Source organism: Nocardia sp. CDC159 (assembly GCF_023740735.1).
GTDB classification, from domain to species: domain Bacteria; phylum Actinomycetota; class Actinomycetes; order Mycobacteriales; family Mycobacteriaceae; genus Nocardia; species Nocardia pulmonis.
The window spans coordinates 41,213-67,453 of sequence record NZ_JAMRXH010000018.1 but is presented as its reverse complement, the minus strand read 5'-3'; the positions used below and the strand labels follow the sequence as shown (position 1 = coordinate 67,453).

23 protein-coding genes are annotated in these 26,241 nt (G+C 69.4%); 7 read left to right on the top strand and 16 right to left on the bottom strand.

The window, feature by feature from the left end; genetic code table 11:
• Positions 1 to 2 precede the first annotated feature (2 nt).
• Genes NDR87_RS30385 through NDR87_RS30375 form a run of 3 tightly spaced genes read right to left on the bottom strand, consistent with a single transcriptional unit; the run spans position 3 to position 2,596 of the window.
• Complete coding sequence (locus tag NDR87_RS30385; RefSeq protein WP_251917250.1) at positions 3 to 1,322, bottom strand: sensor histidine kinase KdpD; 1,320 nt, start codon at positions 1,320 to 1,322, stop codon at positions 3 to 5.
• A gap of 7 nt (positions 1,323 to 1,329) precedes the next feature.
• Positions 1,330 to 2,007 (bottom strand): response regulator transcription factor, encoded by a 678-nt coding sequence (locus tag NDR87_RS30380; RefSeq protein WP_251917248.1) that lies wholly within the window; start codon positions 2,005 to 2,007, stop codon positions 1,330 to 1,332.
• 52 nt (positions 2,008 to 2,059) lie between these two features.
• Positions 2,060 to 2,596 carry a PH domain-containing protein gene (locus NDR87_RS30375; protein WP_251917247.1) on the bottom strand — a complete coding sequence of 179 codons (537 nt, stop codon included), beginning with the start codon at positions 2,594 to 2,596 and terminating at the stop codon, positions 2,060 to 2,062.
• Between the two features lie 151 nt (positions 2,597 to 2,747).
• On the opposite strand from NDR87_RS30375, the gene NDR87_RS30370 reads away from it, so the two are divergent.
• Positions 2,748 to 3,698 (top strand): acyl-ACP desaturase, encoded by a 951-nt coding sequence (locus tag NDR87_RS30370; RefSeq protein WP_251917245.1) that lies wholly within the window; start codon positions 2,748 to 2,750, stop codon positions 3,696 to 3,698.
• Positions 3,699 to 3,701: 3 nt separating this feature from the next.
• Here NDR87_RS30370 and NDR87_RS30365 read toward each other — a convergent pair whose 3' ends face one another.
• The 3 genes from NDR87_RS30365 to NDR87_RS30355 form a co-directional block, all read right to left on the bottom strand.
• Complete coding sequence (locus NDR87_RS30365; protein WP_251917243.1) at positions 3,702 to 4,502, bottom strand: biotin--[acetyl-CoA-carboxylase] ligase; 801 nt, start codon at positions 4,500 to 4,502, stop codon at positions 3,702 to 3,704.
• Positions 4,503 to 4,798: 296 nt separating this feature from the next.
• Entirely contained in the window at positions 4,799 to 5,137 is a 339-nt protein-coding gene (locus tag NDR87_RS30360; protein ID WP_251917242.1) for a hypothetical protein, read from the bottom strand.
• The gene (locus NDR87_RS30355; RefSeq protein WP_251917241.1) at positions 5,137 to 5,544 is read right to left on the bottom strand and encodes a DUF1707 domain-containing protein; all 408 of its coding nucleotides are present in this window, start codon (positions 5,542 to 5,544) and stop codon (positions 5,137 to 5,139) included. The genes NDR87_RS30360 and NDR87_RS30355 overlap by 1 nt, the downstream gene beginning before the upstream one ends.
• 60 nt (positions 5,545 to 5,604) lie before the next feature.
• On the opposite strand from NDR87_RS30355, the gene NDR87_RS30350 reads away from it, so the two are divergent.
• Positions 5,605 to 7,026, top strand: a complete 1,422-nt coding sequence (locus NDR87_RS30350; RefSeq protein ID WP_251917240.1) for a serine/threonine-protein kinase — start codon at positions 5,605 to 5,607, stop codon at positions 7,024 to 7,026.
• 52 nt (positions 7,027 to 7,078) lie between these two features.
• Here NDR87_RS30350 and NDR87_RS30345 read toward each other — a convergent pair whose 3' ends face one another.
• A complete protein-coding gene (locus tag NDR87_RS30345; RefSeq protein ID WP_251917239.1) occupies positions 7,079 to 8,878 on the bottom strand; it encodes an acetyl/propionyl/methylcrotonyl-CoA carboxylase subunit alpha in 1,800 nt (599 codons plus the stop codon).
• A gap of 144 nt (positions 8,879 to 9,022) precedes the next feature.
• Positions 9,023 to 9,949, bottom strand: a complete 927-nt coding sequence (locus NDR87_RS30340) for a sulfurtransferase (RefSeq protein ID WP_251917237.1) — start codon at positions 9,947 to 9,949, stop codon at positions 9,023 to 9,025.
• Positions 9,950 to 10,097: 148 nt separating this feature from the next.
• On the opposite strand from NDR87_RS30340, the gene NDR87_RS30335 reads away from it, so the two are divergent.
• Complete coding sequence (locus NDR87_RS30335; RefSeq protein ID WP_251917235.1) at positions 10,098 to 10,895, top strand: metalloregulator ArsR/SmtB family transcription factor; 798 nt, start codon at positions 10,098 to 10,100, stop codon at positions 10,893 to 10,895.
• Here the strand turns inward: NDR87_RS30335 and NDR87_RS30330 are convergent.
• The 5 genes from NDR87_RS30330 to NDR87_RS30310 form a co-directional block, all read right to left on the bottom strand.
• Positions 10,806 to 11,474 (bottom strand): Maf family nucleotide pyrophosphatase, encoded by a 669-nt coding sequence (locus NDR87_RS30330; RefSeq protein WP_251917233.1) that lies wholly within the window; start codon positions 11,472 to 11,474, stop codon positions 10,806 to 10,808. The two genes, NDR87_RS30335 and NDR87_RS30330, sit on opposite strands and share 90 nt — an antisense overlap.
• A 1-nt stretch (position 11,475) precedes the next feature.
• Positions 11,476 to 11,793, bottom strand: a complete 318-nt coding sequence (locus NDR87_RS30325) for an acyl-CoA carboxylase subunit epsilon (RefSeq protein WP_251917231.1) — start codon at positions 11,791 to 11,793, stop codon at positions 11,476 to 11,478.
• Positions 11,794 to 12,014: 221 nt separating this feature from the next.
• On the bottom strand, positions 12,015 to 13,655 hold the full coding sequence (locus tag NDR87_RS30320) for an acyl-CoA carboxylase subunit beta (RefSeq protein ID WP_251917229.1): 1,641 nt from the start codon (positions 13,653 to 13,655) through the stop codon (positions 12,015 to 12,017).
• Positions 13,656 to 14,230: 575 nt separating this feature from the next.
• Positions 14,231 to 15,568, bottom strand: coding sequence for an L-lysine 6-transaminase (gene lat, locus NDR87_RS30315; protein ID WP_251917227.1), 1,338 nt, complete (start codon positions 15,566 to 15,568; stop codon positions 14,231 to 14,233).
• A 67-nt stretch (positions 15,569 to 15,635) separates the two neighbouring features.
• Positions 15,636 to 16,088 (bottom strand): Lrp/AsnC family transcriptional regulator, encoded by a 453-nt coding sequence (locus NDR87_RS30310; protein ID WP_251917226.1) that lies wholly within the window; start codon positions 16,086 to 16,088, stop codon positions 15,636 to 15,638.
• 87 nt (positions 16,089 to 16,175) lie between these two features.
• Between NDR87_RS30310 and NDR87_RS30305 the strand changes: the two genes are divergently transcribed.
• On the top strand, positions 16,176 to 17,705 hold the full coding sequence (locus NDR87_RS30305) for an aldehyde dehydrogenase family protein (protein ID WP_251917224.1): 1,530 nt from the start codon (positions 16,176 to 16,178) through the stop codon (positions 17,703 to 17,705).
• A gap of 160 nt (positions 17,706 to 17,865) precedes the next feature.
• Here NDR87_RS30305 and NDR87_RS30300 read toward each other — a convergent pair whose 3' ends face one another.
• Together NDR87_RS30300 and NDR87_RS30295 are read right to left on the bottom strand one after the other, a co-directional pair.
• A complete protein-coding gene (locus NDR87_RS30300; protein WP_251917222.1) occupies positions 17,866 to 18,711 on the bottom strand; it encodes an SDR family NAD(P)-dependent oxidoreductase in 846 nt (281 codons plus the stop codon).
• Positions 18,708 to 19,670 (bottom strand): patatin-like phospholipase family protein, encoded by a 963-nt coding sequence (locus NDR87_RS30295; RefSeq protein ID WP_251917220.1) that lies wholly within the window; start codon positions 19,668 to 19,670, stop codon positions 18,708 to 18,710. The genes NDR87_RS30300 and NDR87_RS30295 overlap by 4 nt, the downstream gene beginning before the upstream one ends.
• 68 nt (positions 19,671 to 19,738) lie before the next feature.
• Between NDR87_RS30295 and NDR87_RS30290 the strand changes: the two genes are divergently transcribed.
• Complete coding sequence (locus NDR87_RS30290; RefSeq protein WP_251917218.1) at positions 19,739 to 20,335, top strand: TetR/AcrR family transcriptional regulator; 597 nt, start codon at positions 19,739 to 19,741, stop codon at positions 20,333 to 20,335.
• On the opposite strand, the gene NDR87_RS30285 is transcribed toward NDR87_RS30290, so the two are convergent.
• On the bottom strand, positions 20,325 to 20,870 hold the full coding sequence (locus NDR87_RS30285) for a histidine phosphatase family protein (RefSeq protein ID WP_251917217.1): 546 nt from the start codon (positions 20,868 to 20,870) through the stop codon (positions 20,325 to 20,327). The two genes, NDR87_RS30290 and NDR87_RS30285, sit on opposite strands and share 11 nt — an antisense overlap.
• Positions 20,871 to 20,965: 95 nt before the next feature.
• Here NDR87_RS30285 and NDR87_RS30280 point away from each other — a divergent pair, with 95 nt between their 5' ends.
• Together NDR87_RS30280 and NDR87_RS30275 are read left to right on the top strand one after the other, a co-directional pair.
• Positions 20,966 to 25,837 carry a DEAD/DEAH box helicase gene (locus tag NDR87_RS30280; RefSeq protein WP_251917216.1) on the top strand — a complete coding sequence of 1,624 codons (4,872 nt, stop codon included), beginning with the start codon at positions 20,966 to 20,968 and terminating at the stop codon, positions 25,835 to 25,837.
• Positions 25,834 to 26,241, top strand: coding sequence for a VOC family protein (locus NDR87_RS30275; RefSeq protein ID WP_251917215.1), 408 nt, complete (start codon positions 25,834 to 25,836; stop codon positions 26,239 to 26,241). The genes NDR87_RS30280 and NDR87_RS30275 overlap by 4 nt, the downstream gene beginning before the upstream one ends.

Sequence of the window (26,241 nt, the reverse complement as noted above, 5' to 3'; positions counted from 1 at the left end):
GGCTAACGCGGCTCGTCCGCGATGGCCGCGCTCAGGCTCGACGACCGGTTCGGCGACGGGTTGCCCAGGAACACCGCGAACAGCGCCGGTCGCCGCCGCTGTAACTCCAGCCGCCCGCCGTCGGCCTCGATCAGCGCCCGGGCCAGGGCCAGGCCCACACCCGTGGACCCCGCGCCGGAGAAGCCGCGATCGAAGATGTGCGGGGCCAGTTCGTCGCTGACCCCCTCCCCCTCGTCGGCCACCTCCACCGCCACCAGCGGCTCGCGATCCGGTCCGCCGTAGACCGTGCGCACCGAGATCGTGCAGTCGCCGCCGCCGTGCATCAGGGCATTGTCGACCAGCACCGCCACCGCCTCGCGCAGCCGCGAGCCACTGACCGGGGCGCGCAGCAGGGGATCGCCGGACAGGATCAACCGGCGTCCGGCCTCGGCGAACGGATGCCGCCATTCGGTGACCACGCCGCGCAGCTCGTCGACCACGGGCACCGGATCGCGGTCGGCGGTGTTCTCGTCGCGGGAGGCGCGGACCAGCTCGTCGATGGCCACGGTCAGCCGGTCGACCTGGGCCATCGCCTCCTCCGCCTCGTGCACGACGGCGGGATCGGAGTGTGCGGACAGCTCGTCCAGGCGTAACCGCACCGCGGTCAGGCGGCTGCGCAGCTGATGGGAGACGTCGGCGACCAACGCGTGCTCGCGCTGCAGCCGCCCGGCGATCTCGACGGCCGCCGAATCCAGCACATCGGAGACGCGGTCGAGTTCGGTGATGCCGTGCCGGGTGGAGTCCAGCCGGAAGTCGCCGGTGGCCAGCCGCGCCGCGCGGGCGGCCACATCGCGCAGCGGATCGGCGACCCGGCGGGCCGTCACCACCGCGACCGCCGCGCCCGCGGCCAGCGAGGCCAGGGCCACCAGCGCGACCGCGCCCACGGCCTGGCGCTGCATGGAATGCATGGGCGCGGACGGCACCTCCAGTCGCAGCGAGCCCGAGGTGCCCATGGCCAGCGATTCGATCACCGGATCGCTGACGTGCGATACGCCCGCGTCGACCCGCAGCGCGGCATCCTCGGGCGTGGGATAGATGATGGTGAGCCGCCCGGACGGGGGAATCAGCGGACGCACCGAGCGCAGGTCCAGGGTGCCGTGCACCAGACCGTCCTCGCGCTCCTGCGACACGATCTCCACCGACATCCGATCCAGCCGGGCGCGCAGATCGTTGCGGGTGATGTCGGCCACCCACTGCCAGGCGGTATAGGCCAGCGGGATACCGAGCACCACCGTGGTGAAGGTGAGCGCGGCCAGCATCGACAGCAGAATCCGTCGGCGCATGAGCTCCTCAGTCGGTGTTGAACCGGAAGCCGACGCCGCGCACGGTCACGATGCGACGCTCGGCCACCGGGCCTTCGTCGCTTATCTTCCGCCGCAGCCAGGACATGTGCATATCGAGGGTCTTGGAGCCGCGCAGATCCGCGTCGCCCCACACCTCGCGCAGGATCGTCTCGCGCGGCACGACCTGCCCGGCCCGGTCGATCAGGACCTTGAGCAGCTCGTACTCCTTGTTGGCCAGATTCACCTCGTGCCCGTTGACCAGCACCCGCCGCGCCTGCGGTTCCAGCCGGATGCCGCCGATCTCCACCGCGTCGTCGCCGATTCCGCTGCGCCGCAACAGCGCTCGCACCCGGGCGAGCAGCTCGGCCAGCCGGAAGGGTTTGCCCACATAATCGTCGGCGCCCGCGTCCAGGCCCACCACGAAGTCGACCTCGTCGGTGCGCGCGGTCAGCATCAGCACCGCCAGATCGGCCCCGCGCGCCCGCACCTGGCGGCACACCTCCAGCCCGTCCATGCCGGGCAGCCCGAGATCGAGGATCAGCAGATCGTGCTCGCCCTCGAGCGCGCGTTGCAGCACCGCGGGGCCGAAGCTCTCCACGGTCACCGAATAGCCCTCACGCCCCAGTGCCCTCGACAGCGGGGCGGCGATGGCCTCGTCGTCCTCGGCCAGCAATACGGCGGTCACGCTCCAAGATTACGCAGTTGTTCGTTATGTCTGTGTTCGATTGGGGCTCAGGTCACCGATTGCCGTGCGCGTCGGGGGCGCGTCGGGGTTCGTACGGCTGGTTGTCGAAGACCTCGTGGTACAGCAGGGCATGCACCTTCTGCACCTGGGGGATGTCGTCGTACTCCAGCGGATCGCCGGAGGCGGCGTCGATGATGAGGGTGCCGGTGCCGAGCAGGCGGTCGAACAGGCCGTGGCGGAACTGGACGCTGGAGATGCGGTTCATCGGGATATCGATCCCGGTATGGGTGAGCACGCCCTCGCGGACCAGCACGCGCCGATCGGTGACGATGAAATGGGTTGAATTCCAGCGGATCACCGGTGCGGCGCAGCGCCACAGCACCAGCGCCACCCACACCACCGCGATGGCGATCAGAGCGGCGTTGCGCGCGCTGCCGTCGAGCCGCTGCCAGGACATCCCCCCGGCGAAACCCGCGAGCGCGCTCGCGACGATGAACACGACCGCCGGCCAGAACAACATCTTCCAGTGCGGATGACGATGCAGCAGCAACTGCTCGTCGGGCGCGAGCAGCTCCTCCGGATAGCCCATATGCGAACCCTACCGCCTGGGGATGCGAGAATGGCCGCAGCGAACGCCCATGTGCCAGGTCGGGCGTATCGTCACGGCTTTCCGGCAGCACCCGCAACACCGAAGTCCGACCAAGCATTTCCACGTTGATTTGTTTCGAGCGGAGGCGTGCGTGACCAAGGAACTGACCCAGCTGCAAATCCTCACCGAACTCGAGCCGGTGGCGGAGCAGAATCTGAACCGGCACCTGTCGATGGCCAAGGACTGGCATCCGCACGACTACGTGCCCTGGGACGAGGGCCGCAATTTCGCGGCGCTGGGCGGCGTGGACTGGGACCCGTCGCAATCCAGGTTGAACGAGGTCGCCAAGGTCTCGATGATCACCAACCTGCTGACCGAGGACAATCTGCCCTCCTATCATCGCGAGATCGCCGAGAACTTCTCCCAGGAGGGCGCCTGGGGCACCTGGGTCGGTCGCTGGACCGCTGAGGAGAACCGGCACGGCATCGTCATGCGCGACTATCTCGTGGTGACTCGCGGCGTCGATCCGGTCGCCCTCGAGCAGGCCCGCATGATCCATATGACCAACGGCGTGCGCCATCCGGAGGGCTGGGGCGGCTTCCTGCACTCGGTGGCGTATGTGACCTTCCAGGAACTGGCCACCCGGGTCAGCCACCGCAACACCGGCAAGGTCTGCCACGATCCGATCGCCGATCGCATGCTGCAGCGCATCGCCGCCGACGAGAACCTGCACATGATCTTCTACCGCACCATGTGCGGCGCGGCCCTGGATCTGGTGCCGGATCAGGCGATCGCGGCCATCGTCGAGATCGTCACCAACTTCACCATGCCCGGTTACGGCATGCCCAACTTCCGGCGCAACGGCGTGATGATGGCCAAGCACGGCATCTACGATCTGCGCCAGCACATGGAGGAGGTGGTCGCCCCGGTGCTCAAGAACTGGAACATCTTCGAGCGCAACGACTTCGGCCCCACCGGCGAGCAGGCCCGCGAACGGCTCGCGACCTATATGGACAAGCTCGCCCAGGACGTCGTGAAGTTCGAGGAGCAGCGCGACCGCATGCTGGCCCGCGAGGCCGCCCGCGAGATGGCCTCGCTGTAGGGATCAGTATCCGGCGCGCAGATGCGTCACGTCCCCGGCCGTGACCGAGCGACCGCCGATCCGCAACCGACCGTGCGCGTCCACGTCCTCGGCGATCCCGGTGAGCACCTCGCCGCCGGGCAGTTCGGCACGCACCTCGGAACCGATTGTGCCGCAACGCTTCCGATACTCCTCGGCCAGCCGGGTGACATCCCACCCGGCGGCGCTCCAGGCGGTGAAGTACCGGGCGAACTCGCGCAGCAGGGCCAGCGCGAGTTCGGTCCGATCGAGCTCCGGCGCACCGGCCAGGGCCAGCGAGGTGGCGTGCGGCACCGGCAGTTCGTCCGCGGTGAGGCTCACATTGAGACCGACGCCGATCACCACGGCCGGGGCCTCGCCACCCGCGGCAACCTCGGCGAGGATGCCCGCGACCTTACGGCCGTCGATCAGAACATCGTTGGGCCACTTGAGATTCGCGTCCAGACCGGTGGCGGCCCGGACGCCGTCGACAACCGCCACGCCGGTGAGCAGCGGCAGCCAGCCCAGCGCCCCGGGCTCGATTCCGCGCGGTCGCACCAGGATCGACATCGACAGCTGCGCCCGAGGCGGACTCACCCAGGGGCGATCGTGTCGACCGCGACCCCGCTGCTGCGCCTCCGCGATCAGCACCCGGCGATCCGAATCCGGATCGCCGGCGTGCCTGATCAAATCGGCGTTGGTGGATCCGGTCGACTCCACTACATCGATACGGGTGAAGAACGACAGATCCGGTGACTCCGCGACGGCGCGCCGCAGCCGTTGGGCATCCAAGGGTGGCCTGTGCACCACCGCAGGTTACTACCCGGCTCAGCGCACGAGCGACAGCGCACGCATGCCCGCGACCATCGCGAGCTCCGGGTCGACCACGGTCGGCTCGGATTCCCGGGGCCACCAATTGCTGATCGCAGCCGCCGCGGCTCTTTCCGCGACGGTCCTACTCCATTCCCACATTTGCGCCTCCCGTCGCACTCGCAGGTTCATACGGTAGCGCCGGGACGTGCGCGAGCGACAGCGATTTATTTTCCGGTCGAAATCAAATCGATTGACGCATTCGGCGAAAAATGTTAATAGACAACGGAATTTCAGACCGGCTGCAGGCCCAGCGCACCCGCGACGAAGCGCCGCACGACGGTCCGCCCGGATTCCAGCGCTGCGCCGTATCCGTCCCGCGCCCAGCCCGAAATATCGGCGGTGCCATCGGAATTCGGCGTCACCACGACCTCGGCGACCATTTCCGCGGTCGTGGGCTCGCAGACCGCCCAGGAATATCTGCTCGCCTCGGCCCATTCGCGAGTGCGACGCGTCACATAGTCCGGATCGTCGATTCCCCCGGCAGCCAGCGCGGGCCGATCGTCGATGCGTTCGTCGGCGCGCAACGCGCGCAGATACCAACTACCCGCATTGATCTCGACCGGTTCCATCAGGCCTCCCGCCGCCGCTGCCGACGCTCACGGCGGCGCTGATCGCGACCGCGGTCGCCGATCGCACCCAGCACGATGGCGAAAGCCGGAATCATCAGGAACCACAGCCAGGTGCCGGTGGTGAAGAACAGCACCAGCGCCCCGATCACCACCAGGCCCATCACCGGCCCCTGCAGATCCGGCTTGTCGCCGCGCTTGCGCGCCGGGACCGGGGCCTCGGACACCGGTTTGGGCAGATCACCGAATACCTGCGCCAGATCACCGCGAGTGACCGCGGCCGCGACCACCGCACTGCGCTCGTCGAATTCGGCGACCGAGAGCCGACCGGCGGCGAAATGATCCGACAGCCGCCGCATGGCCTCTTCACGCTCGGTATCGCCGATGCGGATGTCGGGTGAATCAGGCATGTATCGAGCCTAGCGAGCATGTGGTGGTCGCGCCGCAGGTGTCCGGTTTAGTGTCGGGTGGTGGCACGGTGGTTCGGCAGGTATCGGCTCGACGGCCTCATCGGACGCGGTTCGGTGGGCGAGGTGTGGCGCGCGCACGACGAGCGCACCGGACAGGCGGTGGCGCTGAAGATCCTGTCCGTCGGCGCCGCCGAGGATCCGGACTATCGCCGCCGATTCGAGCGGGAGGCCCGGGTTGGGGCGGGCCTGGCCGATCCACACATCGTGCCGATCCACGACTTCGGCGAGCAGGACGGGCGGCTGTACCTCGCGATGGCGCACGTGCCCGGCCACGATGTGGCGGCGCGGCTGCGCGGTGGGCCGATGGGCGTATCGGAGGCCGTCGACCTCATCTCCCAGATCGCCGAGGCACTCGACGCGGCGCATGCGGCCGGGCTGGTCCATCGGGATGTGAAGCCGGCCAACATCATCGTGCACCCCGGCGGCTTCGCCTATCTCATCGACTTCGGCATCGCCCGCGCCGCCGACCAAACCACCATCACCGCAACGGGCTTCACGGTCGGCACGCTGGCGTACATGGCGCCCGAGCGCTTCGCCGGCCACGGCGACTTCCGCTCCGACATCTACTCGCTGGCCTGCGTGCTCTACGAATGCCTCACCGCGCGTCGGCCCTTCGGTGATACCGACCCCGTTCAGCAGCTCCACGCGCACCTGCACCAGGACCCACCGCGTGCCTCGGCCACCGAACCGGCCGTGTCCGCAGCCCTGGACGAGGTGATCGCCCGGGGCATGGCCAAGAATGCCGATGATCGCCCGCAGAGCGCGGGCGCGCTGGCCGCTGCCGCCCGTTCGGCGATCGGGATGTCCCACCCCGTCTCGCGCACGCCACCCGTGTTGGCGGCATCGCACGCGAGCACCCCCGTGCTGGAGCGGCAGCCGAGCGGCGAATCACGAAGCGACGCGATGGCTTCGGCGTTCAGCCCCACCCGCGTGCTGCCCATGCCTCCCGGCCCGCCAGCGGCCGCATCCGCCCCGCGGGCCGGATCGGTACCTCATCCCGGCGCCGCCCGCGTATCGACGACGCCCGAACGCCCGCCCATCGCAGCGCCACCCCGAACCCGCGCCGCCGTCAAAATCGCGGCCCTGGCGGGCGCGGCGGTGGTGGTCTTCACCGCCATCGCCGTCGTCACGGCGCTGCTCACCCGCGACGGCCGCACCCCCACGACCGTGCCGGCGGCACCCTCGGCCACCGTCGCCTCAGCCACCACCCCCGCCCCGGCTCCCCCGCCGCAGCAGCACACCACGGCCGTCGCACCCCCGCCCCTGACCATCCCCGTCCCCCCGGGTTTCGGCACCCCACCGTTCCAGATCCCCGGCATCTCGAGCAGGAACGACAACAGCGGACCCGGAAACCCGAACGGCCACGGCAATTCCGGCCGCGGGCAGGACAAAGACAAAGAAAAGGACAAGCAGGACGAATGACGAAGGCCCGCCCGCTCCAGCGGAGCGAACGGGCCTCGAAAGACGTTGCGGTCTATTTGATTTCGGCGAGGACGGTGCCCTGGGTGATGGCGGCACCGGCCTGCACGGCCAGTCCGGTCACCACACCGGCCTTGTGCGCGTTGACCGGGTTCTCCATCTTCATGGCCTCGAGCACCACGATCAGATCACCCGCCTCGACACTCTGCCCCTCCTCGACCGCGACCTTGACCACGGTGCCCTGCATCGGCGCGGTCACCGCATCACCGGAGGCCGCACCCGCCGCCGCGCCGCCACGGGTGCGCGGCTTGGGCTTCTTGCGAGCCACACCGGCACCGTTACCGCCTCCGGCGGGGGCCGCGCCCACGCTGAACTGACCCGGCAGCGACACCTCGAGACGACGCCCGCCGACCTCGACCACGACCTTCTGCCGCGGCGCCTCGTCGGCGTCGGCGATCGGCTGTCCGCCGGTGTAGGGCTCGATCGGGTTGTCCCAGTCGTTCTCGATCCACTTAGTGTAGACGTCGAACTTGGTGCCGTCCCCGATGAACGCCGGATTGGTCACGATGTGCCGGTGGAACGGCAGCACGGTGGCCAGACCCTCGATCTCGTACTCGGCCAGCGCGCGCCGGGCCCGCTCCAGGGCCTGGGTGCGGGTCTCACCGGTCACGATCAGCTTGGCCAGCATCGAGTCGAACTGCCCGCCGATCACGCTGCCCTCGACCACACCGGAATCCACCCGCACACCCGGGCCGGTCGGCTCCTTGTACACGGTGACCGGACCGGGGGCGGGCAGGAAGTTGCGGCCCGCGTCCTCGCCGTTGATACGGAACTCGATCGAATGCCCGCGCGGGGTCGGATCCTCGGTGATGGTCAGCTCCTCGCCGTTGGCGATGCGGAACTGCCAGCGCACCAGGTCGATGCCGGAGGTCTCCTCGGTCACCGGATGCTCCACCTGCAGGCGGGTGTTCACCTCCAGGAACGATACGGTCTCGCCCTGGACGAGGTATTCGACGGTGCCCGCGCCGTAGTACCCGGCCTCGCGGCAGATCCGCTTGGCCGACTCGTGGATCTTCGCGCGCACCTCATCGGACAGGAACGGGGCCGGGGCCTCCTCGACCAGCTTCTGGAATCGCCGCTGCAGCGAGCAGTCGCGGGTGCCGGCCACGATCACATTGCCGTGCTGATCGGCCAGCACCTGCGCCTCGACGTGGCGCGCCTTGTCCAGGTACTGCTCCACGAAGCATTCGCCCCGCCCGAACGCCGCAGTCGCCTCCCGCGTCGCCGAGTCGAACAGCTCCGGAATCTCGGCGATGGTGTGCGCGACCTTCATCCCGCGGCCACCGCCACCGAACGCGGCCTTGATCGCCACCGGTACACCGTATTTCTCGGCGAACGCCACCACCTCGGACGCGTCCTTGACCGGATCCTTCGTGCCCGCCGCCATCGGCGCCTGGGCCCGCTCGGCGATATGCCGCGCGGTCACCTTGTCGCCCAGATCCCGAATCGACTGCGGCGACGGACCGATCCAGATCAATCCCGCGTCGAGCACCGCCTGCGCGAAATCGGCGTTCTCCGACAGGAAGCCGTAGCCGGGGTGAATCGCATCCGCACCCGACTTCCGCGCGGCATCGAGAATCTTGTCGAACACCAGGTAGGACTCGGCCGAGGTCTGGCCGCCGAGCGCGAACGCCTCATCGGCGAGCTTCACGAACGGGGCATCCGCATCCGGCTCGGCATACACCGCGACACTGGCGATACCGGCATCCTTGGCGGCCCGGATCACCCGCACCGCGATCTCGCCCCGATTCGCAATCAGAACCTTCGTGATCTGCGCGCTGGCGTGGCTGGGCACTGAGCCTCCTGTGCTGTGGACAACTTTCGTCTGGAGCGAGTGTAGGCAGTCTGCCAACAGGCTCCGCAGTGGGCTAGGGGCTACTGAACAGTAGTCCCGGCAAGTGATACGAACAACACTTCCCCCGAGTTCGCGGACCGTACTTTACGCGGTACCGGCCGCCGAACGCGAATGGCCCGGCACCGCACCGGGTTCAGCGCCCTTGACGATGGGAGTGCGCACGGCATTGCCCCATTCGGTCCACGAACCGTCGTAATTGCGCACATTCTCCAGGCCGAGCAGCGCGGTCAGCACGAACCAGGTATGCGCCGAACGCTCGCCGATGCGGCAGTAGACGACGGTTTCGGTGGCCTCGCGAAACCGCGCGTAGATCCGATCCAATTCCGCCCGGGAACGGAACCGGCCGTCGCCGGTGAGCGCCTGGTTCCACGGAATGTTGACCGCGGTCGGAATGTGCCCGGCACGCAGCGACTGTTCTTCCGGGCGGTCCAGAATTCGGTCCAATTCCCCCGAATATTCCTCGGCCGCACGCACATCCAGCAGCGCCGCGCCGCTCTCGGCGTCCAGCAGCGCGCGCACCTCGTCCAGGTACGCGCGCGCGCCGCGATCGTCGCGCTCCACGATCGGATATTCGCCCAGGCCCATATCCGGCACCTCGAAGGTGGTGTCGCGTTCCTCGGAGATCCACGCATCGCGCCCGCCGTCGAGCAGCCGCACGTCAGGATGGCCGAACAGGTCGAAAACCCACAGCGCGGCGGCCGCCGTGCCGTTGCCCTTGTCGCCGTACAGCACCACGGTGTCGTCGCGACCGATACCCTTGGCTCGCATCAATTCGGAAAACCGCGCGCTGTCGACCACGTCTCGGGTGCTCGGGTCGGTAAGCTCGGCCCGCCAGTCGATCTTGATGGCCCCGGGGACGTGCCCGATGTCGTACAGCAGGATGTCCTCGTCGGCCTCGACGATCTTGAGCCCCGGCGCGCCGATGTTTGCCGACAGCCACTCTGTGGTTACTAGTCGGTGAGGATATGCGTGAGCGCCGAAGGATTGATGAGGGTCCGGGGCGACGGGCACGATGGTCGGTCCTTCACTGTGAGTCAGCGGTTCCACACCGATCGTAGGTGGGGAACCGAACAGCAACCGGTTTCACATCACGAATCGGGTGAAGAGCGAATAAGTCGCACCCCCATCCGATAAAGTCTCCTGGGAGGAGGGGTGAGCTATGTCTGATTCTTGGCCACGACGGCGCCTGCTCGCGATCCTACGTGGCGCCAGCGAGCCTCTCGATGCCCAGGAGCTCGCCAGGGTCACCGGGCAGCACGTGACCACCGTGCGTTTTCACCTCGACGTGCTGACGCGGGAATCGCTGGTGCGCCAGTTCCAGCAGCCGCCGCGCGGTCGAGGCCGCCCGCGGATCGGATACACCGCCGTGCAGCGATCGGTCGGCTATCAGGATCTGGCCCAGGTGCTGGCCGATCAGCTCGGCACCGATCCGCGCCGCCGCTCGGACGCGGCCATATCGGCGGGCCGGGCCTGGGGCGCCAAACTCGAGGCGGTCGAGCAGCCGATCACCTCGCTCGACGACGCCAAGGACGTCACCATGACGATGATGTCCGAGCTGGGCTTCGCCCCCGAGCGCGACGCCGCCTCCGAGACCGACGAGCAGGTCATGATCCGGCTGACCGCCTGCCCGCTGCGCGAGCTCGCCCGCACCCATTCGGAGGTGGTGTGCGGCGTCCACCTCGGCCTGATGCGCGAGGTGATCGATCGCAACGGCGGCCGGGACGCGGTGAACGTGCGCCTGCATCCGTTCGTGGAGCCCGAACTGTGCGTGGCGCGGCTGGAGGCGCTGCAGAGCATGCTGGTACCCGATGCCTCGGCCATGCCGGACGCGCCGCCCGAGCCGGGCGAACCGCGGATCGCGACGCCGTCAGGAGGCCGGGTCGCTCCCCAGCTGCGCACCGCCGACCCACAGCTGCGCAATGGAGACGCCCACGTCGCCCAGCAGTCGACGCAGTAGCGGTAGGCCGATCCCGATCACACTCGACGGATCGCCCGACAGCCCGTCGACGAACCAGCCGCCGCGGCCGTCCAGGGTGAACGCGCCCGCGACCCGCAGCGGCTCGCCGGTGGCGAGATAGGCGTCCAGCTCCTCCGGTTCGGGCTTGCCGAAGTGGACCGTGGTGCCGCCGCAGTCGTGGGCGACCTTCACGATCTGCCCGTCGCGCAGCCGCAGCACGCAGTGTCCGGTGAGCAGTTCGGCGCTGCGCCCGGCCATCGCGGCCCAGCGCGCCCGCGCCACCTCGACCGTGAGCGGCTTACCCTGCAGCTCGCCGTCGACCAGCAGCATCGAATCGCAGCCGACCACCACGCAGTCCGCGGTGACATCGGCATGTTCGGAGATCAGCGCGGCGGCCACCGATTCGGCCTTGGCCGCGGCCAGCGCGACCACCACGCCCTCCGGCGAGGTCCCGTCCGGCAGGGCCGCGGCCACCGCGTCCTCGTCCACATCGGAGATCCGGACGAACGGATCCACCCCGGCCGCGCGCAGCACCTGCCGCCGCGCGGGTGAGGCCGAGGCGAGTACGAATCCCGTCACGTCAGTCGCGCAGGTGCGACAGATACGGGAAGGCGTAGGGCGAGAACGGCGTGGTGCCGCGGTGCATGAACGTGGGCCGTCCCCACAGATCGGCCGGCCCCTTCGGGGCGGACGTCCCGGCGGTGCTCGCGGCGGCGGCCGCCAGCACACACACCAGAGCGGCGATCTCGTCGTCGGTCGGTGCGCCCTTCAGGATCCGGATGACGGGACCCGCATGCGATTCGGTATCGGCGACCAGCGGTTCCATCGCGACGAGGTCGTCGACCGACAGATCCAGCTCGGCAGCGCGCAATACTTCTTCATCAGCCACAGCCGTCACAGCGCCAGCTCCTCCTGTCCATGTGCCGATCCCGGAAAGGGCTCGGCGCTCACGGTCCCCGGAAGGATTCCGGGAGCCGCAAACGGTATTCGTTGCGGCGCTCGATCATGAGCGTCCCTACTTACCATCTTCACTCGGATGGGCTCATTACGCGCGCCGTGACTTTTTGTGTCGGACATCTCACAGTGCGTTGCACCCCGCCACCCGCGCATATCGTCGGATCACAACGGAATGTTGCCGTGCTTCTTCGGGGGAAGGGTGACCATTTTGCGCTCGAGCAATCGCAGTGCCGACACGATCTGGCCACGAGTATGCGACGGCGGGATGACCGCGTCCACATAGCCGCGCTCGGCCGCCACATACGGATTGACCAGGGTGTCCTCGTACTCGTTCTGCAGTTCCAGCCGCAACGCGTCGACGTCGGCGCCCTCGGCCGCGGCCTGGGCCAGCTGCTTGCGGTAGACGAAGCCGACCGCACCGGACGCGCCCATGACCGCGATCTGCGCGGTCGGCCAGGCCAAATTCACATCGGCGCCCATATGCTTGGAGCCCATCACGTCGTAGGCGCCGCCGTAGGCCTTGCGCGTGATGATCGTGATCTTGCCGACCGTCGCCTCGCCGTAGGCGTAGAGCAGCTTCGCGCCGCGGCGGATGATGCCGTTGTATTCCTGGCTCGTGCCCGGCAGGAAGCCCGGCACGTCGACCAGCGTGATGATCGGGATGTTGAAGGCGTCGCAGGTCCGCACGAACCGCGCGGCCTTCTCCGAGGCGTCGATGTCCAGGCAGCCCGCGAACTGGGTCGGCTGGTTGGCCACGATGCCGACGCTGCGGCCGTCGATGCGCCCGAAGCCGACGATGATGTTCATCGCGCGCTCGGCCTGCACCTCGAGGAATTCGTCGTCGTCGAGCAGGCGACGGATCACCTCGTGCATGTCGTACGGCTGATTCGGCGAGTCCGGGATGATCGAGTCGAGCTCGAGATCCTCCTCGGTCAGCGACTCCTCGATCGCGCCCTCGATCGGATCCGACGCCGGATAGCGCGGCGGCTCGGCGCGGTTGTTGCTGGGCAGATAGCTCAGCAGGTCCTTGACCCAGTCCAGCGCGTCCTGCTCGCCGGAGGCGACGTAGTGCGCGGTCCCCGACTTCACCATGTGGGTGTGGGCGCCGCCCAACTCCTCCATGGTGACCTCCTCACCGGTGACCGTCTTGATGACGTCGGGACCGGTGATGAACATCTGCGCGGTCTGATCGACCATGACGACGAAGTCGGTCAGCGCCGGGGAGTACACGTGCCCGCCCGCGGCCGCGCCCATGATCAGCGAGATCTGCGGGATCACGCCGGAGGCCTGGATATTGCGGTGGAAGATCTCGCCGTAGAGGCCGAGGGAGACCACGCCCTCCTGGATGCGCGCGCCCGCGCCGTCGTTGATGCCGATCAGCGGCCGGCCGGTCTTGAGCGCCAGATCCATGACCTTGACGATCTTCTCGCCGTACACCTCGCCGAGGCTGCCGCCGAACACGGTGGCGTCCTGGGAGAAGATGCACACGTCGCGGCCGTCGATGGTGCCGTACCCGGTCACCACGCCGTCGCCGAGCGGCCGGTTGTTCTCCAGGCCGAAGTTGACGCTGCGATGCCGCGCCAGCGCGTCCAGCTCCACGAACGAACCCTCGTCCAGCAGTGCCAGGATCCGTTCCCGCGCGGTCAGCTTGCCCTTGGCGTGGACCTTGTCGACCGCGGCCTCACCCATCGGGTGCTTGGCCTCTTCGATGCGGTTACGCAGATCGGCCAGCTTCCCTGCGGTGGTGTGGATGTCGGGGGCGCCCGCCGAACCCGGCTGCGGCTGCTGCTGGACACTCGTCATGCCGGCGAGTCTAACCAGTACCGGACCGGCTGAGAATTCCAGCACCGGCTACCGGTCAGTACCCTTATTGACTACCCGCCAGTAGAAAAGCCCTGGTGAAACCCCTGGAGCAGCAGCGATTTCAGCGCATCACGCCGGTGTGGCCGGTGGAGTAGCGACCCGGTTGCGGCCACACCGTCCACCCGTGCGGACCCCCGCCAACCGGTATGCGCGCCAACAGCTTCCAATCCACGATGTCGATTGCGTAAACCTCGCCGTCGCATCGTCCGGCCACCCCAGAAAATCCGGCCGTCGGCGCAGATGTTACCCATGTCCGGACCGCCGCCGGGAATCGCGGGTGACGGCTTCGCGTCACGGTGTAGACGCCGTCGGCCATCATCGGCGACGAAGAAGGTCGAGCCGTCCGCTGCGAGCTTCACATCCTGCGGCATGCCAGCGTGGTGATGACCGCCCGGCAGGTCACCATCGATCGCTGTGAACGATCGCGGGTTCCGGTTCGGCGGCGAACCGGAACCCGCGTCACATCATCGGAAGCGGACCAGGCGTCTACGAATGTCCGCTACCGCGAACCACTCTCAGCTGAGCACGCGGTCGAGGGCGTCGACCGCCTCGTCCAGCTCCTCGGCGGTGACGGTGAGCGGCGGTCGGAACCGCAGCCCGCGCTCGCCGGTCCCGAGGATCAGCACATGCTCGCGCTCGCGCAGCTCGGTGACGACCGCATCGCGCAGTTCGGCCGACTCCAGCGTGATCGCGCACATGAGCCCGCGCCCGCGCGGCTCGCTGACCTCCGCATGGCGCGCGGCCAGCTCCTCGAGCCGCCGCAGCAGATGTTTGCCGAGTTCGGCCGTGCGCTCGATCACCCCGTCACTCTCGAACACCTCGAGGATCCGGCGGGCCCGGACCATATCGGTCAGGTTGCCGCCCCAGGTGGAGTTCAGCCGCGAGCTCACCGCGAAGACGTTGTCGGGCACCTCGTCGATGCGCCCGCCCGCCATGATGCCGCAGACCTGGGTCTTCTTACCGAAGGCCACGATGTCGGGCTGCACGTCGAACTGCTGGTAGGCCCAGGTGGTGCCGGTGATGCCCGCGCCGGTCTGCACCTCGTCGAGGATGAACAGCGCGTCGTGCTCGTGGCACAGCTCGCGCATGGCCCGCAGGAACTGCGGGCGCATATGCCGGTCGCCGCCCTCGCCCTGAATCGTCTCGGCGATGAAACACGCGATGTCGTGCGGATTTTCGACGAAGGCCGCCCGCGCCTGCGCCAACGCCCGCGCCTCGGCCGCCTCGATGTCGACACCGTCGGCCAGATAGGGGGTGTCGATGCGCGGCCAGTCGAACTTCGGGAAGCGCGCGACCTTGACCGGATCGGTGTTGGTGAGCGAGAGCGTATAGCCGCTGCGGCCGTGGAACGCCCCGGTCAGATGCAGCACCTTGGTTCCGAGTTCGGTTGGGCGGCCGTGCATTTCGTTGTGGCGGCTCTTCCAGTCGAACGCCGCCTTGAGGGCGTTCTCCACCGCGAGCGCGCCGCCGTCGATGAAGAACAGGTGCGGCAGCGCCGGATCGCCGAGCACCCGGGCGAAGGTGTCGACGAAGCGAGCCATCTCGACGGTGTAGACGTCGGAGTTACTGGGCTTGTTGATCGCGGCCGTGGCCAGTTCGGACCGGAACCCTTCGTCCTCGGCCAGCGCCGGGTGGTTCATACCCAGTGCCGAGGAGGCGAAGAACCCGAACATGTCCAGGTATGCCGTGCCGTCGCGGTGGTCGACCAGTCGCCGGCCGCGCGATCGGCGCAGGTCCAGCACTAGATCGAAACCGTCGGCAAGGATGTTCGCTGACAGGATTTCATGTACGCGGGAGGGGGTGACCAGCGTCGCGTCTGCAACTACCCCCGGGCGCTCCAGTTCGAGGGTCACGTTAACCAGGCTACGCAAACATTTACGACTTCGCTACGCAAACACCGTAAAAAGTAACGATCTGAGCTCACCTGTCGTAGAATGTCTGGAGAATGATGGTGCTTCGTGTCCGTACGTTGGCGGTCGCCCTGATCTCCTGCAACAGCTGCTCGAGGTGTCTCGGCGAGGCCACTCGGACGAGCAGCATGTAGCTCTCGTCACCGGCCACCGAGTGACACTCCTCGATGCCGGGAATGTGCTGCAGGACCGCGGGGGCATCATCGGGTTGGGACGGGTCGAGAGGAGTGATCGCGACGAATGCCGAGAGCAGTTGTCCCAGCGCCTCCGGGTCGACCTTCGCGGTGTAGCCGCGGATCACCCCGCGCGCCTCGAGCCGCCGGACCCTCGACTGCACCGCGGACACCGACAGGTTGGCCTTCTCCGCGAGATTCGACAACGTGGCACGACCATCGGCCATCAGCTCCCGAATCAAGAGTCGATCGATATCGTCCAAAGCAGCTTTCGCCGGTGCATCCGCCATCAGCGAAGGCTAACCCAGCGAATCCAACCCGTGGCCGGAACATGGCTCGGGGCTTTCCGAAGATGACCGCCTCACATGGAGAAATGGATGACATCCGCACCGACCGCACCGCTGACCGTCGAACTGCGCGCCCGCGCCGAGCAACTGCTGCGCGAGCTCGGGGCCGAGCTGCCCACCCCCGGGCCGCTGCCCGCGCGCACGCCGATCACCGGCGGTGAGCTGGCCACCCTGGCGCCGAGTTCGGCCGAGCAGGTCGACGACGCGATCGCCAAGGCCGCCAACGCCTTTCGTGCGTGGCGCACGGTGCCCGCGCCGCAGCGCGCCGCCGTGGTGCGACGGCTGGGCCAGCTGCTGACCGAAAACCTCGACCGGCTGGGCGAACTGGTGACCCTCGAGGCGGGCAAGATCGGCGCCGAGGCCCGCGGCGAGGTGCAGGAGATGATCGACATCTGCGAGTTCGCGGTCGGGATGTCGCGTCAGCTCTACGGCTACACCATGCCCTCCGAGCGCCCGGGCCACCGGCTGATGGAGACCTGGCACCCGCTCGGCGTCGTCGGGGTGCTGTCGGCGTTCAACTTCCCGGTCGCGGTGTGGTCGTGGAATACCGCGCTGGCGCTGGTCTGCGGTGACACCGTGGTGTGGAAGCCCTCGGAGACCACGCCGCTGACCGCGCTGGCCTGTCACACCCTGCTGCGCCGGGCCGCCATCGAGGTGGGCGCCGATCCGGAGATCCATCAGCTCGTGCAGGGCGCGGCCGACGTGGGCGCGCGATTGGTGGACGACGAGCGGGTGGCGCTGGTCAGCGCGACCGGATCGGTGCGCATGGGACAGACGGTCGCGCCGCGGGTGGCCGCGCGGTTCGGGCGCTGCCTGCTGGAGCTGGGCGGGAACAACGCCGCGATCGTGACCCCGTCCGCCGATCTGGAATTGGCGACCCGCGGCGTGGTCTTCGCGGCCGCCGGTACCGCCGGACAGCGCTGCACCACGCTGCGTCGCCTGATCGCGCACACGGAGGTGGCCGACGCGCTGGTCGAACGCATCGAGAAGGCGTATCGCCAACTGGCCGTGGGCAATCCGCTCGACGACGGCGTCCTGGTCGGCCCGCTGATCAACGAGCGCGCCTACACCGCGATGCAGGACGCCCTCGCCCGCGCCGTCGCCGACGGCGGCGAATTGATCTGCGGCGGTGAGCGAGTCGAGGTCGCCGGATCCGATGCCTTCTACGTCCGCCCCGCCCTCGTGCGCATGCCCGCCCAGACCGAGATCGTCCGCGAGGAAACCTTCGCCCCCATCCTCTACGTCCTCACCTACACCGACCTCGACGAGGCCATCACCCTCCACAACGACGTCCCCCAGGGCCTCTCCTCGGCCATCTTCACCACCAACCAGCGCGAGGCCGAACGCTTTCTCGCCGCCGACGGCTCCGACTGCGGCATAGCCAACGTCAACATCGGCACCTCCGGTGCCGAAATCGGCGGCGCCTTCGGCGGCGAAAAACAAACCGGCGGCGGCCGCGAATCCGGCTCGGACTCCTGGAAGTCCTATATGCGCCGCGCCACCAACACCGTGAACTACTCCACGGAACTGCCGCTGGCGCAAGGCATCCAGTTCGGCTGAGGCGAGTCCCGTCCTCGGGCGCTGGGACGCCCGAGGACGGGAACGCGAAAGACTCCGCCCCCGAAGCGGTACACGAAGGCCGCACCCTTTCCCGCACTTCGCACCTACGGGCGGCTGGAGCGGGTGCGGGAGGCGGGAAAGGGTGCGGCTGGGGGGTGGGTCAGTCGTCGGTGGTGATGGCGCGGATCTGGGATTCGTATGCGGCGCGCGCCTTTTCGTCGGTGGGGTGGAGGGCGCTCTCGCCGTTGAAGAGACGGCGGACGATTCGAACGGCCGGTTCGGGGGCGGCGGCCAGGGCCACGTCGACAGCACCCAGATAGCCGGGGACGGCGACCTCGGCCCGGCGGGTGCGGCAGGTCTTCACGATGGCGGCCGCGACATCTCCCGGCTCGACCATCGGCACGCCGACGCCGAGAGAAAACCCGGCCGCGAGCCGAGTGCGCACCGCGGCGGGCATCACGCAGCTCACACTCACACCGTGTTCCGCGAATTCCAGTCGGGTCGCGGCCGACAGGCCCACCGCGGCGAACTTGCTCGCGTTGTAGACCGCCAGGCCGGGGATCGGTACCTTGCCCGCGAGCGAGGCTACGTTGACCACGTGGCCGCGGCCGCGCTCGATCATGTCGGGCACCACCGCGCGCATGCCGTGGATCAAGCCCCACACGTTCACATCGATCGTGGTGTGCCCCACCGCATCCGGCTCGACCAGGAACGGCCCGGCGGGCATCACACCCGCATTGTTGATCAGGATGTCGACGCGCCCCAGATCGGCGACCACCTTGTCCCACTGATCCCGGGCGCGCACATCCAATTCGAAGGCGCGGCCCCGCAGCGCCCCCGCCACCGCCTGCGCCGCGGCGATGTCGACATCGGCTATGGCGACCTCGGAACCTCTGCGCGCGAACAGCTCCGCCGTGGCCTGCCCGATCCCCCGCCCGCCACCGGTGATCAACACCCGGGCCCCGGCGAGATCGATGGCCGGATAACCGTTTCCGAGGATGCTCATGCGAAGGCTCCCTGCTCCACCGCGCGGCGGGTACCGCGCAGGCTGTGTTCGAAGGTGTCCGAACGGCGACGGCCGTCCATGAAGTTCGGCCCCATGACCGCGAGATCGGCCGCGGTCGCGTCGATGCGCAGCACCTTGGCGCCCGTGGCGCGCAGCTGCGCGATCTCGCCGTCGAGCTGAGCACTCATCCGAATGCGCAACTGCCGCTCCAGGAAATGCCCCGGCCCGGTGGGTCGCAGCCGCCCCGTCGAGGCCATCGGCGCCAGCACCACCAGCTCGTCCAGGCGCGCCGACTTCAGCAGATCCACCGAGGCGGTCGAGGCCGCCCCGCCGTCCACATAGCGCCGACCCCCGATCGCCACCGGCGGGAACCACCCCGGAATGGCCCACGAGGCCCGCAGCGCCGCACCGAGATTCGCCGCGGGCGCATCCGGCGAACCGAAGGCCACCCGCGCCCCGGTGGCATAGTCCATGGCCACCAGCCAGGTCGCCGGATGCCGCACCCACTCGCGACCCGGCGCCAGCCCATCGGCCAGCCGCTGCAGCCACCGCGCATCACCGCTGCCCTCGGGCAGCAGCCCGCTGCCCGCGGTGAGCAACCGCTGCCGATTCCCGGCCCCGCCGGACGTCAAGGTGCGCAGGGCTTGTCGCGGCGCGCCGAGCCGCGGCCGGGGCAACGGCGGGAAGCGGCCCGGCGCGTCGCGCACATGTCGCGCCAGCACCGGATCGGTCACCTCGCCGCGCTGCATGGCGATCAGCTCGTCCACGCCGACCCCGCTGCCGAGCATGGTCACCAGCTCGGCGCCCGCGGAGGTGCCGATCAGCACATCGGCCTCGCGCGGATCCCACTCCAGCACATCGCGCACCGCGGCCAGCGCCGCGACGATCCACGCCGCGCCGACCGTGCCCCCGCACCCGATCGCCAGCCCGCGCCGCCTGGCCCCATTGCCGTTACTCATGGTTTCGCACACTATCAGGATTCGAATACCGCCGGTATCCGAATTCCGGCAGTACTTAGAATTCTCCCATGCCCCGACTGACCCGCTCCGAAAGTCAGGCTCGCACCCGCGCGGAGCTGCTCGATACCGCGCGCGAGCTGTTCCTGTCCGAGGGCTACGCCCGCACCAGCCTGGAGCGCGTCGCCGAGGAGGCCGGATATTCCAAGGGCGCGGTCTACTCCAACTTCCGCACCAAATCGGCGCTGTGTCTCGAGGTGCTCTCGCATATCCACGAGACGAAGTTCGGCGAGGCCAGCGAGCTGTTGCAGGCCGCGGGCACGCTCGAGCAGCGCCTCGCGCGGCTGGAGGGCTGGGCCGAGCGCACCCTCGGCGATGTCGGCTGGACCATGCTGGAATTCGAATTCGCCATCGTCGCCCGGGAGGATCCCCAGCTGCAGCGCGAATTGGTGTCCAGCCTCGGCCTCGTCCGCGGCATGGTCGCCGCGCAGTTGCAGGGCCTGGCCGACGATCTCGGAGTGCGGCTGCCGCTCCCCGCCGAGGACGCCGCGACCCTGGTGTTGAGCGCGGGCCTGGGCCTGGGCATTCAGCGCGCGATCGACCCGTCGCTGTCGGCGCGGTTGATCAGCGACGCGATCCGGACGCTGCTGCGCTCGACTACGACCTGAAGTGCAGCGTCCATTCGCCGCGATAGTGCAGGCGGGTGATGCTCACCGGCGGAATATCGATGCGCCAGAACGATTTCGACGGGGCGTCGAGGGTGATCAGCAGCGCCGCGCGGATCACCGCCGGATGGGTGACCGCGATCGTGGGCACCCCCTGCGCCGCCATATCGTCGAGCCACTCGCGGGTCCGCTCCACCACATCCACCACCGTCTCGCCGCCGTGACCGCGAAACTTCGGATCGGTCAGCCAGGCGTAGAGCTCGTCCTGCGGCACCGACATCAACTCCCCACCCCGCCACGCCCCCGCGTCCAGGTCGCGCAGCCGGTCGTCCTGCTCGCCGAGCAGTCCCAGCAGCGCGGCGGTCTCCACGGCCCGTCGTTCCGGCGCGGTCAGAACGCGGGCCGCGGGTAATCGGCCGGATGCGGCGACGGCTCGGCGGCCCGCCTCGGTCAGCGGTTCGTCCACCGGGAATCTGGCTTTGCGCATCGCTTCGGTCATACCGTGACTGACCAGGTCGAGTCGGAGGACCTTCTGCACGTTGGAAGCGTACGGCGCGCGGTCGCGCCGCGGGTCGCGATTGCCCAGCCAACGCTGTGACCGTTCTTGTCGGTCCCCCGAGGCAGACTGTTGCCATGGACCAGTTCTCCCGCCCCACTCAGGAGTGGTTCGACGGCGCGTTCGAGGCGCCGACGGCCGCTCAGCTGGGGGCGTGGCGGGCCATCTCCGCCGGTGAGCACACGCTGGTCGTCGCGCCGACGGGTTCGGGTAAGACGCTGTCGGCATTTCTGTGGGCCATCGACCGGCTGGCCACCCGGGAGCCGGTGAACGGGCCGCGGCGCACGTCGGTGCTCTACATCTCCCCGCTCAAGGCGCTGGCGGTCGACGTCGAGCGCAATCTGCGGGCACCGCTGGTCGGTGTCACCCAGACCGCCAGGCGACTGGGTCTGTCGCCGCCGGAGATCACCGTCGGCGTGCGCTCGGGCGATACCAGCGCGACCGCGCGACGGGCCATGCAGCGCACCCCGCCCGACATCCTCATCACCACGCCCGAATCGCTGTTTCTGATGCTCACCTCGGCGGCGCGCGAGTCGCTCGCCGAGGTGCACACCGTGATCGTCGACGAGGTGCACGCCATCGCGGGCTCCAAACGCGGTGCCCACCTGGCGCTTTCGCTCGCCCGCCTGGACCTGCTGACCGCCCGCCCGGCGCAGCGGATCGGCCTGTCGGCGACCGTGCGGCCGCCGGAGGAGGTGGGCCGGTTCCTGGTGGGCGCGGCCCCGATCACCATCGTCGCCCCGCCCGCACCCAAGACCTTCGACCTGTCGGTGCGGGTTCCGGTGGCCGATATGACCGAACCGGGCGAGTCCGACGACCAGCCGGGCTCGATCTGGCCGCATGTCGACGAGGCGATCGTCGACCTGGTGCTGGCCCACCGCTCCTCGATCGTCTTCGCGAATTCGCGCCGCCTGGCCGAGCGGCTGACGGCCCGGTTGAACGAGGCCTACACCGCCCGACTGGGCGAGCCGGTCGAGACCGAGCACGCCCCACCCGCCCAGCTCGGCCCGTCCACCGAGGTCGTCCACGGCGCCGAACAGCTGCTCGCCCGCGCCCATCACGGTTCGGTGAGCAAGGAGCAGCGCGCGCTCATCGAGGATGACCTCAAGAGCGGCCGGTTGCGCTGTGTGGTCGCGACCAGCAGCCTCGAACTCGGAATCGATATGGGCGCGGTCGATCTGGTGGTCCAGGTCGAGGCGCCGCCCTCGGTCGCCAGCGGACTGCAGCGCGTCGGCCGCGCCGGGCACCAGGTGGGCGAGGTGTCGCGCGGGGTGATCTTCCCCAAGCACCGCACCGATGTGATCCACTGCGCGGTGGCGTCCATGCGGATGACGGCCGGGCAGATCGAGGAACTCGCGGTCCCCGCCCATCCCCTCGACATCCTCGCCCAGCAGACGGTCGCGGCCTGCGCCCTGGAACCAATCGATGTCGACACCTGGTTCGAAACGGTCCGCGGCACCGGCAGTTACGCCACGCTGCCCCGCTCGGCCTACGAGTCGGTGCTGGACCTGCTGGCGGGCCGCTACCCCTCCGACGAATTCGCCGAACTGCGCCCGCGTGTGGTCTGGGACCGCGACGCGGGCACGCTGACCGGTCGCCCCGGCGCGCAGCGCCTCGCCGTCACCTCCGGCGGCGCGATTCCGGACCGGGGCCTGTTCCCGGTGTTCATGGTCGGCGAGAAGGCCTCCCGCGTGGGCGAACTCGACGAGGAGATGGTCTACGAATCCCGCGTCGGCGATGTCTTCGCGCTGGGCGCGACCAGCTGGCGCATCGAGGAGATCACCCACGACCGCGTCCTGGTCTCCCCCGCCTTCGGCCTGCCCGGCCGACTGCCGTTCTGGCACGGCGATTCCCTGGGTCGCCCGGCCGAATTGGGCGCGGCGCTGGGCGAATTCATTCGCACCGCCGGACAGGCGGTCGAGCGGGCGTCGGCGACCCGGCTGGACGCACTCGTCCACGCCGCGGGGGCTCCGCATCCGGAACCCGAAACCGGTTCCGGCGCATACTCCGCGGTGGACGGCGTCGACGCCCGGCCGCACGAGATCGACATCGAGAATCCCGCACAGCAGGACTCCGCCGCTAGGCGCAAGAGATCGAGGTCGGCGCAGGAGGAACCCGACAGCTCGCCCGTGCGCGACGCAGCGGCGGAAAAGACCCTCGTCCCAGCCAAGAAACCCGCGGGTGGCGGCAAGCGCGGGGCCGACGCCGAACTCGGCGAGCTGGAGCGAGTGGTGCACTCCGCCGGGCTGGACGATTTCGCGACGGCGAATCTGGTGGCGCTGCTGCGCGAGCAGCAGCAGGCGACCGGACAGCTGCCGACGGATCGCACCCTGCTGGTGGAGCGGTTCCGCGACGAACTCGGCGACTGGCGGCTGGTCTTGCATTCGCCCTACGGGCTGCCGGTGCACGCGCCATGGGCGCTCGCGATCGGGGCGCGGCTGCGGGAGCGGTTCGGGGTGGACGCCGCGCCGACCGCCTCCGACGACGGCATCGTGGTGCGACTGCCCGACACCACCGACGATCCGCCCGGCCCGGAGCTGTTCGTCTTCGACTCCGAAGAGATCGACGACATCGTCACCGAGCAGGTCGGCGCCTCGGCGCTGTTCGCCTCGCGGTTCCGCGAATGCGCCGCCCGCGCGCTGCTGCTGCCACGCCGCGATCCGGGCCGCCGCGCGCCGCTGTGGCAGCAGCGTCAGCGCGCGGCCCAATTACTCGACGTAGCAAGGAAATTCCCCGACTTCCCGATCCTGCTCGAAACCGTGCGCGAATGTCTGCAGGACGTCTACGACCTGCCCGCGCTGCGGCGGCTGCTCGGCGATATCGGGCGGCGCAGGCTGCGATTGGTGGCGGTGGAGACGGCCGCGCCCTCACCGTTCGCCAACGCGCTGCTGTTCGACTACATCGGGCAGTTCATGTACGAGGGCGACAGCCCGCTCGCCGAGCGTCGCGCGGCCGCGCTGTCGCTGGACTCCGGCCTGCTCGCCGAACTGCTCGGCCGGGTGGAGCTGCGCGAGCTGCTGGACGCGGCCGTCATCGAGCAGACCGAGCGGGAGTTGCAGCGGCTCACTCCCGAACGCCAGGCGCGCGATCTGGAGGGGCTGGCCGATCTGCTGCGGCTGCTCGGTCCGCTCACCCGCGACGAGGCCGCGCTGCGCTGCGCCGACGATCCCGCGCCCTGGTTCGAGGAACTGTCGAGATCTCGTCGGGCCCTGGAGGTTTCGTTCGCCGGATCGCGCTGGTGGGTCGCCGTGGAAGACGCCGCCCGGCTGCGCGATGCGCTCGGCGTGCCGCTGCCCATCGGCACCCCCACCGCCTTCATCGAACCCGTGTCCGATCCGCTCGGCGATCTGGTCGGCCGCTACGCCCGCACGCACGGACCGTTCACCCTCGACGCGGTGGCCCGCCGCTTCGGCATCGGCCCGGCCGTCGCCGCCACCGCCCTGCACCGCTTGGCCGCCGAGAAACGCGTCGTGGAGGGCGAATTCACGCCCGGCTCGGCGGGGGCCGAATGGTGCGACGCCCAGGTCCTGCGCCGCCTGCGCCGCCGCTCGCTGGCCGCGGCGCGCAAGGAGGTCGAACCGGTTCCGACCGCGGCCTTCGCCCGCTTCCTGCCCGCCTGGCAGCACGTCGGCACCGGCGAGCTGCGCGGCGTCGACGGCGTCGCGGCGGTCGTGGAACAACTTGCGGGCGTGCCGATTCCGGCCTCGGCCTGGGAATCGCTGGTGCTCCCGTCCCGGGTGCGGGACTACTCCCCGGCCATGCTCGACGAACTCATGGCCACCGGCGAGGTGGTCTGGTCCGGCCACGGCTCCATCACCGCCAAGGATGGCTGGATCGCCCTGCACCCCGCCGATCAGCTCGGCCTCACCCTGCCCCCACCGGACGAGATCGACCTCACCGAGATCCAGTCCCGGTTGCTGCTGGCCATGGGGGCCACCCTCATTCCGGAAGGCCCGCCGTCCGACGCCGCGGATGACGCGCAGCCGCAACCGGATGCGACGACCGGACGCGCGAAGGTGGTGCCCTCCACCGCCGGCGCGTACTTCTTCCGGCAACTCTCCGATGCCACCGGACTGCTCGACGATACGGCGGTCGCGGCCGCGCTGTGGGAGCTGGTGTGGGCCGGATATGTCGCCGGGGACACCTTCGCGCCCGTGCGGGCGATGCTGTCGGGCAGCACGCGCAGTACGACCGCGCATCGCACGCCGCGCCGGACGCCGCGCGGGCGGATGTATCTGCCCCGAGCGAATCTGCCGACCCGCACCGGCCCGCCGACTGTGGCCGGACGCTGGTCGCTGCTGCCGGAGCGGGTGGCCGACAATACGATTCGGGCGCACGCCACGGCCGATGTACTGCTGGAGCGCTACGGCGTGCTCACCCGCGGGGCGGTGCAGAGCGAGGGCGTGCCGGGCGGATTCGCGCTGATGTACCGGGTGCTCACCGAATTCGAGGATCGCGGGCGCTGCCGACGCGGCTACTTCGTGGATTCCCTGGGCGGTGCGCAGTTCTCCACGACCGATGTGGTCGACCGGCTGCGCTCCTACGACACCGAACGCTCCGAGCGCGTCCCCGCCGAGGCGCTCGCACTCGCCGCGTGCGATCCGGCCAACCCGTACGGCGCGGCCCTGCCCTGGCCCAAGGCCGCCGCCGAGGGCGCGGGCCACCGTCCCGGGCGCAAGGCGGGCGCACTGGTGGTGCTGGTGCACGGCGAACTGGCCCTCTACCTGGAACGTGGCGGCAAGACCCTGCTCACCTTCACCGAGGATCCGCAGGCCCGCACCGAGGCCGCCGCGGCCCTGGCCGCCCTGGTCCACAGCCGCCGCGTCGACTCCCTGGTCATCGACCGCGTCGACGGCGAATCCGTGCACGGCAACACCTTCGCCAGCTTCCTCACCGCGGCGGGGTTCGCCGCCACACCGCGTGGCTTCCGCTTGCGGAGCAAGCCATGAGGCAGTTGAAGATCAGCCTGCGCGTGACGGATCTGGAGCGTTCGACCGCCCTGTATCGCCGGGTGGGTTTCGACCTCCTTCCGGGCGACGAACAACCGAACCTGCGCTATCTCGCCTTCGGCGACACCTGGCTGATTCTCGCGGACCGGTTCGCCCACGGCTATCACAACGACCGGCGCGCGGTCACGGCCACCGGCGGCGGTCCCCTGGGCAGCGGGGTGGTCCTCGCCGTCCCGGTCGAGGATTTGGATCGGACCTACCGGCTGTGGCGAGCCGAGGGTCTGACCGTCACCCTCGAACCCGAGGACTCCCCGTGGGCCCGGATCTTCTACGGCCTGGATCCGGACGGCTACGAGCTGATGTTCGAGCAGTTCCACCCCACCGAATCCGGGGCCGGGAGCTGA

What these genes read in the sequence shown, in the direction of transcription:
- NDR87_RS30385 (WP_251917250.1), bottom strand. Translation starts at nt 1,322, where the DNA reads ATGCGCCGACGGATTCTGCTGTCGATGCTGGCCGCGCTCACCTTCACC.
- NDR87_RS30375 (WP_251917247.1), bottom strand. Translation starts at nt 2,596, where the DNA reads ATGGGCTATCCGGAGGAGCTGCTCGCGCCCGACGAGCAGTTGCTGCTG.
- NDR87_RS30360 (WP_251917242.1), bottom strand. Translation starts at nt 5,137, where the DNA reads ATGGAACCGGTCGAGATCAATGCGGGTAGTTGGTATCTGCGCGCGTTG.
- NDR87_RS30355 (WP_251917241.1), bottom strand. Translation starts at nt 5,544, where the DNA reads ATGCCTGATTCACCCGACATCCGCATCGGCGATACCGAGCGTGAAGAG.
- NDR87_RS30335 (WP_251917235.1), top strand. Translation starts at nt 10,098, where the DNA reads ATGTCTGATTCTTGGCCACGACGGCGCCTGCTCGCGATCCTACGTGGC.
- NDR87_RS30320 (WP_251917229.1), bottom strand. Translation starts at nt 13,655, where the DNA reads ATGACGAGTGTCCAGCAGCAGCCGCAGCCGGGTTCGGCGGGCGCCCCC.
- NDR87_RS30310 (WP_251917226.1), bottom strand. Translation starts at nt 16,088, where the DNA reads ATGGCGGATGCACCGGCGAAAGCTGCTTTGGACGATATCGATCGACTC.
- NDR87_RS30305 (WP_251917224.1), top strand. Translation starts at nt 16,176, where the DNA reads ATGACATCCGCACCGACCGCACCGCTGACCGTCGAACTGCGCGCCCGC.
- NDR87_RS30300 (WP_251917222.1), bottom strand. Translation starts at nt 18,711, where the DNA reads ATGAGCATCCTCGGAAACGGTTATCCGGCCATCGATCTCGCCGGGGCC.
- NDR87_RS30295 (WP_251917220.1), bottom strand. Translation starts at nt 19,670, where the DNA reads ATGAGTAACGGCAATGGGGCCAGGCGGCGCGGGCTGGCGATCGGGTGC.
- NDR87_RS30290 (WP_251917218.1), top strand. Translation starts at nt 19,739, where the DNA reads ATGCCCCGACTGACCCGCTCCGAAAGTCAGGCTCGCACCCGCGCGGAG.
- NDR87_RS30280 (WP_251917216.1), top strand. Translation starts at nt 20,966, where the DNA reads ATGGACCAGTTCTCCCGCCCCACTCAGGAGTGGTTCGACGGCGCGTTC.
- NDR87_RS30275 (WP_251917215.1), top strand. Translation starts at nt 25,834, where the DNA reads ATGAGGCAGTTGAAGATCAGCCTGCGCGTGACGGATCTGGAGCGTTCG.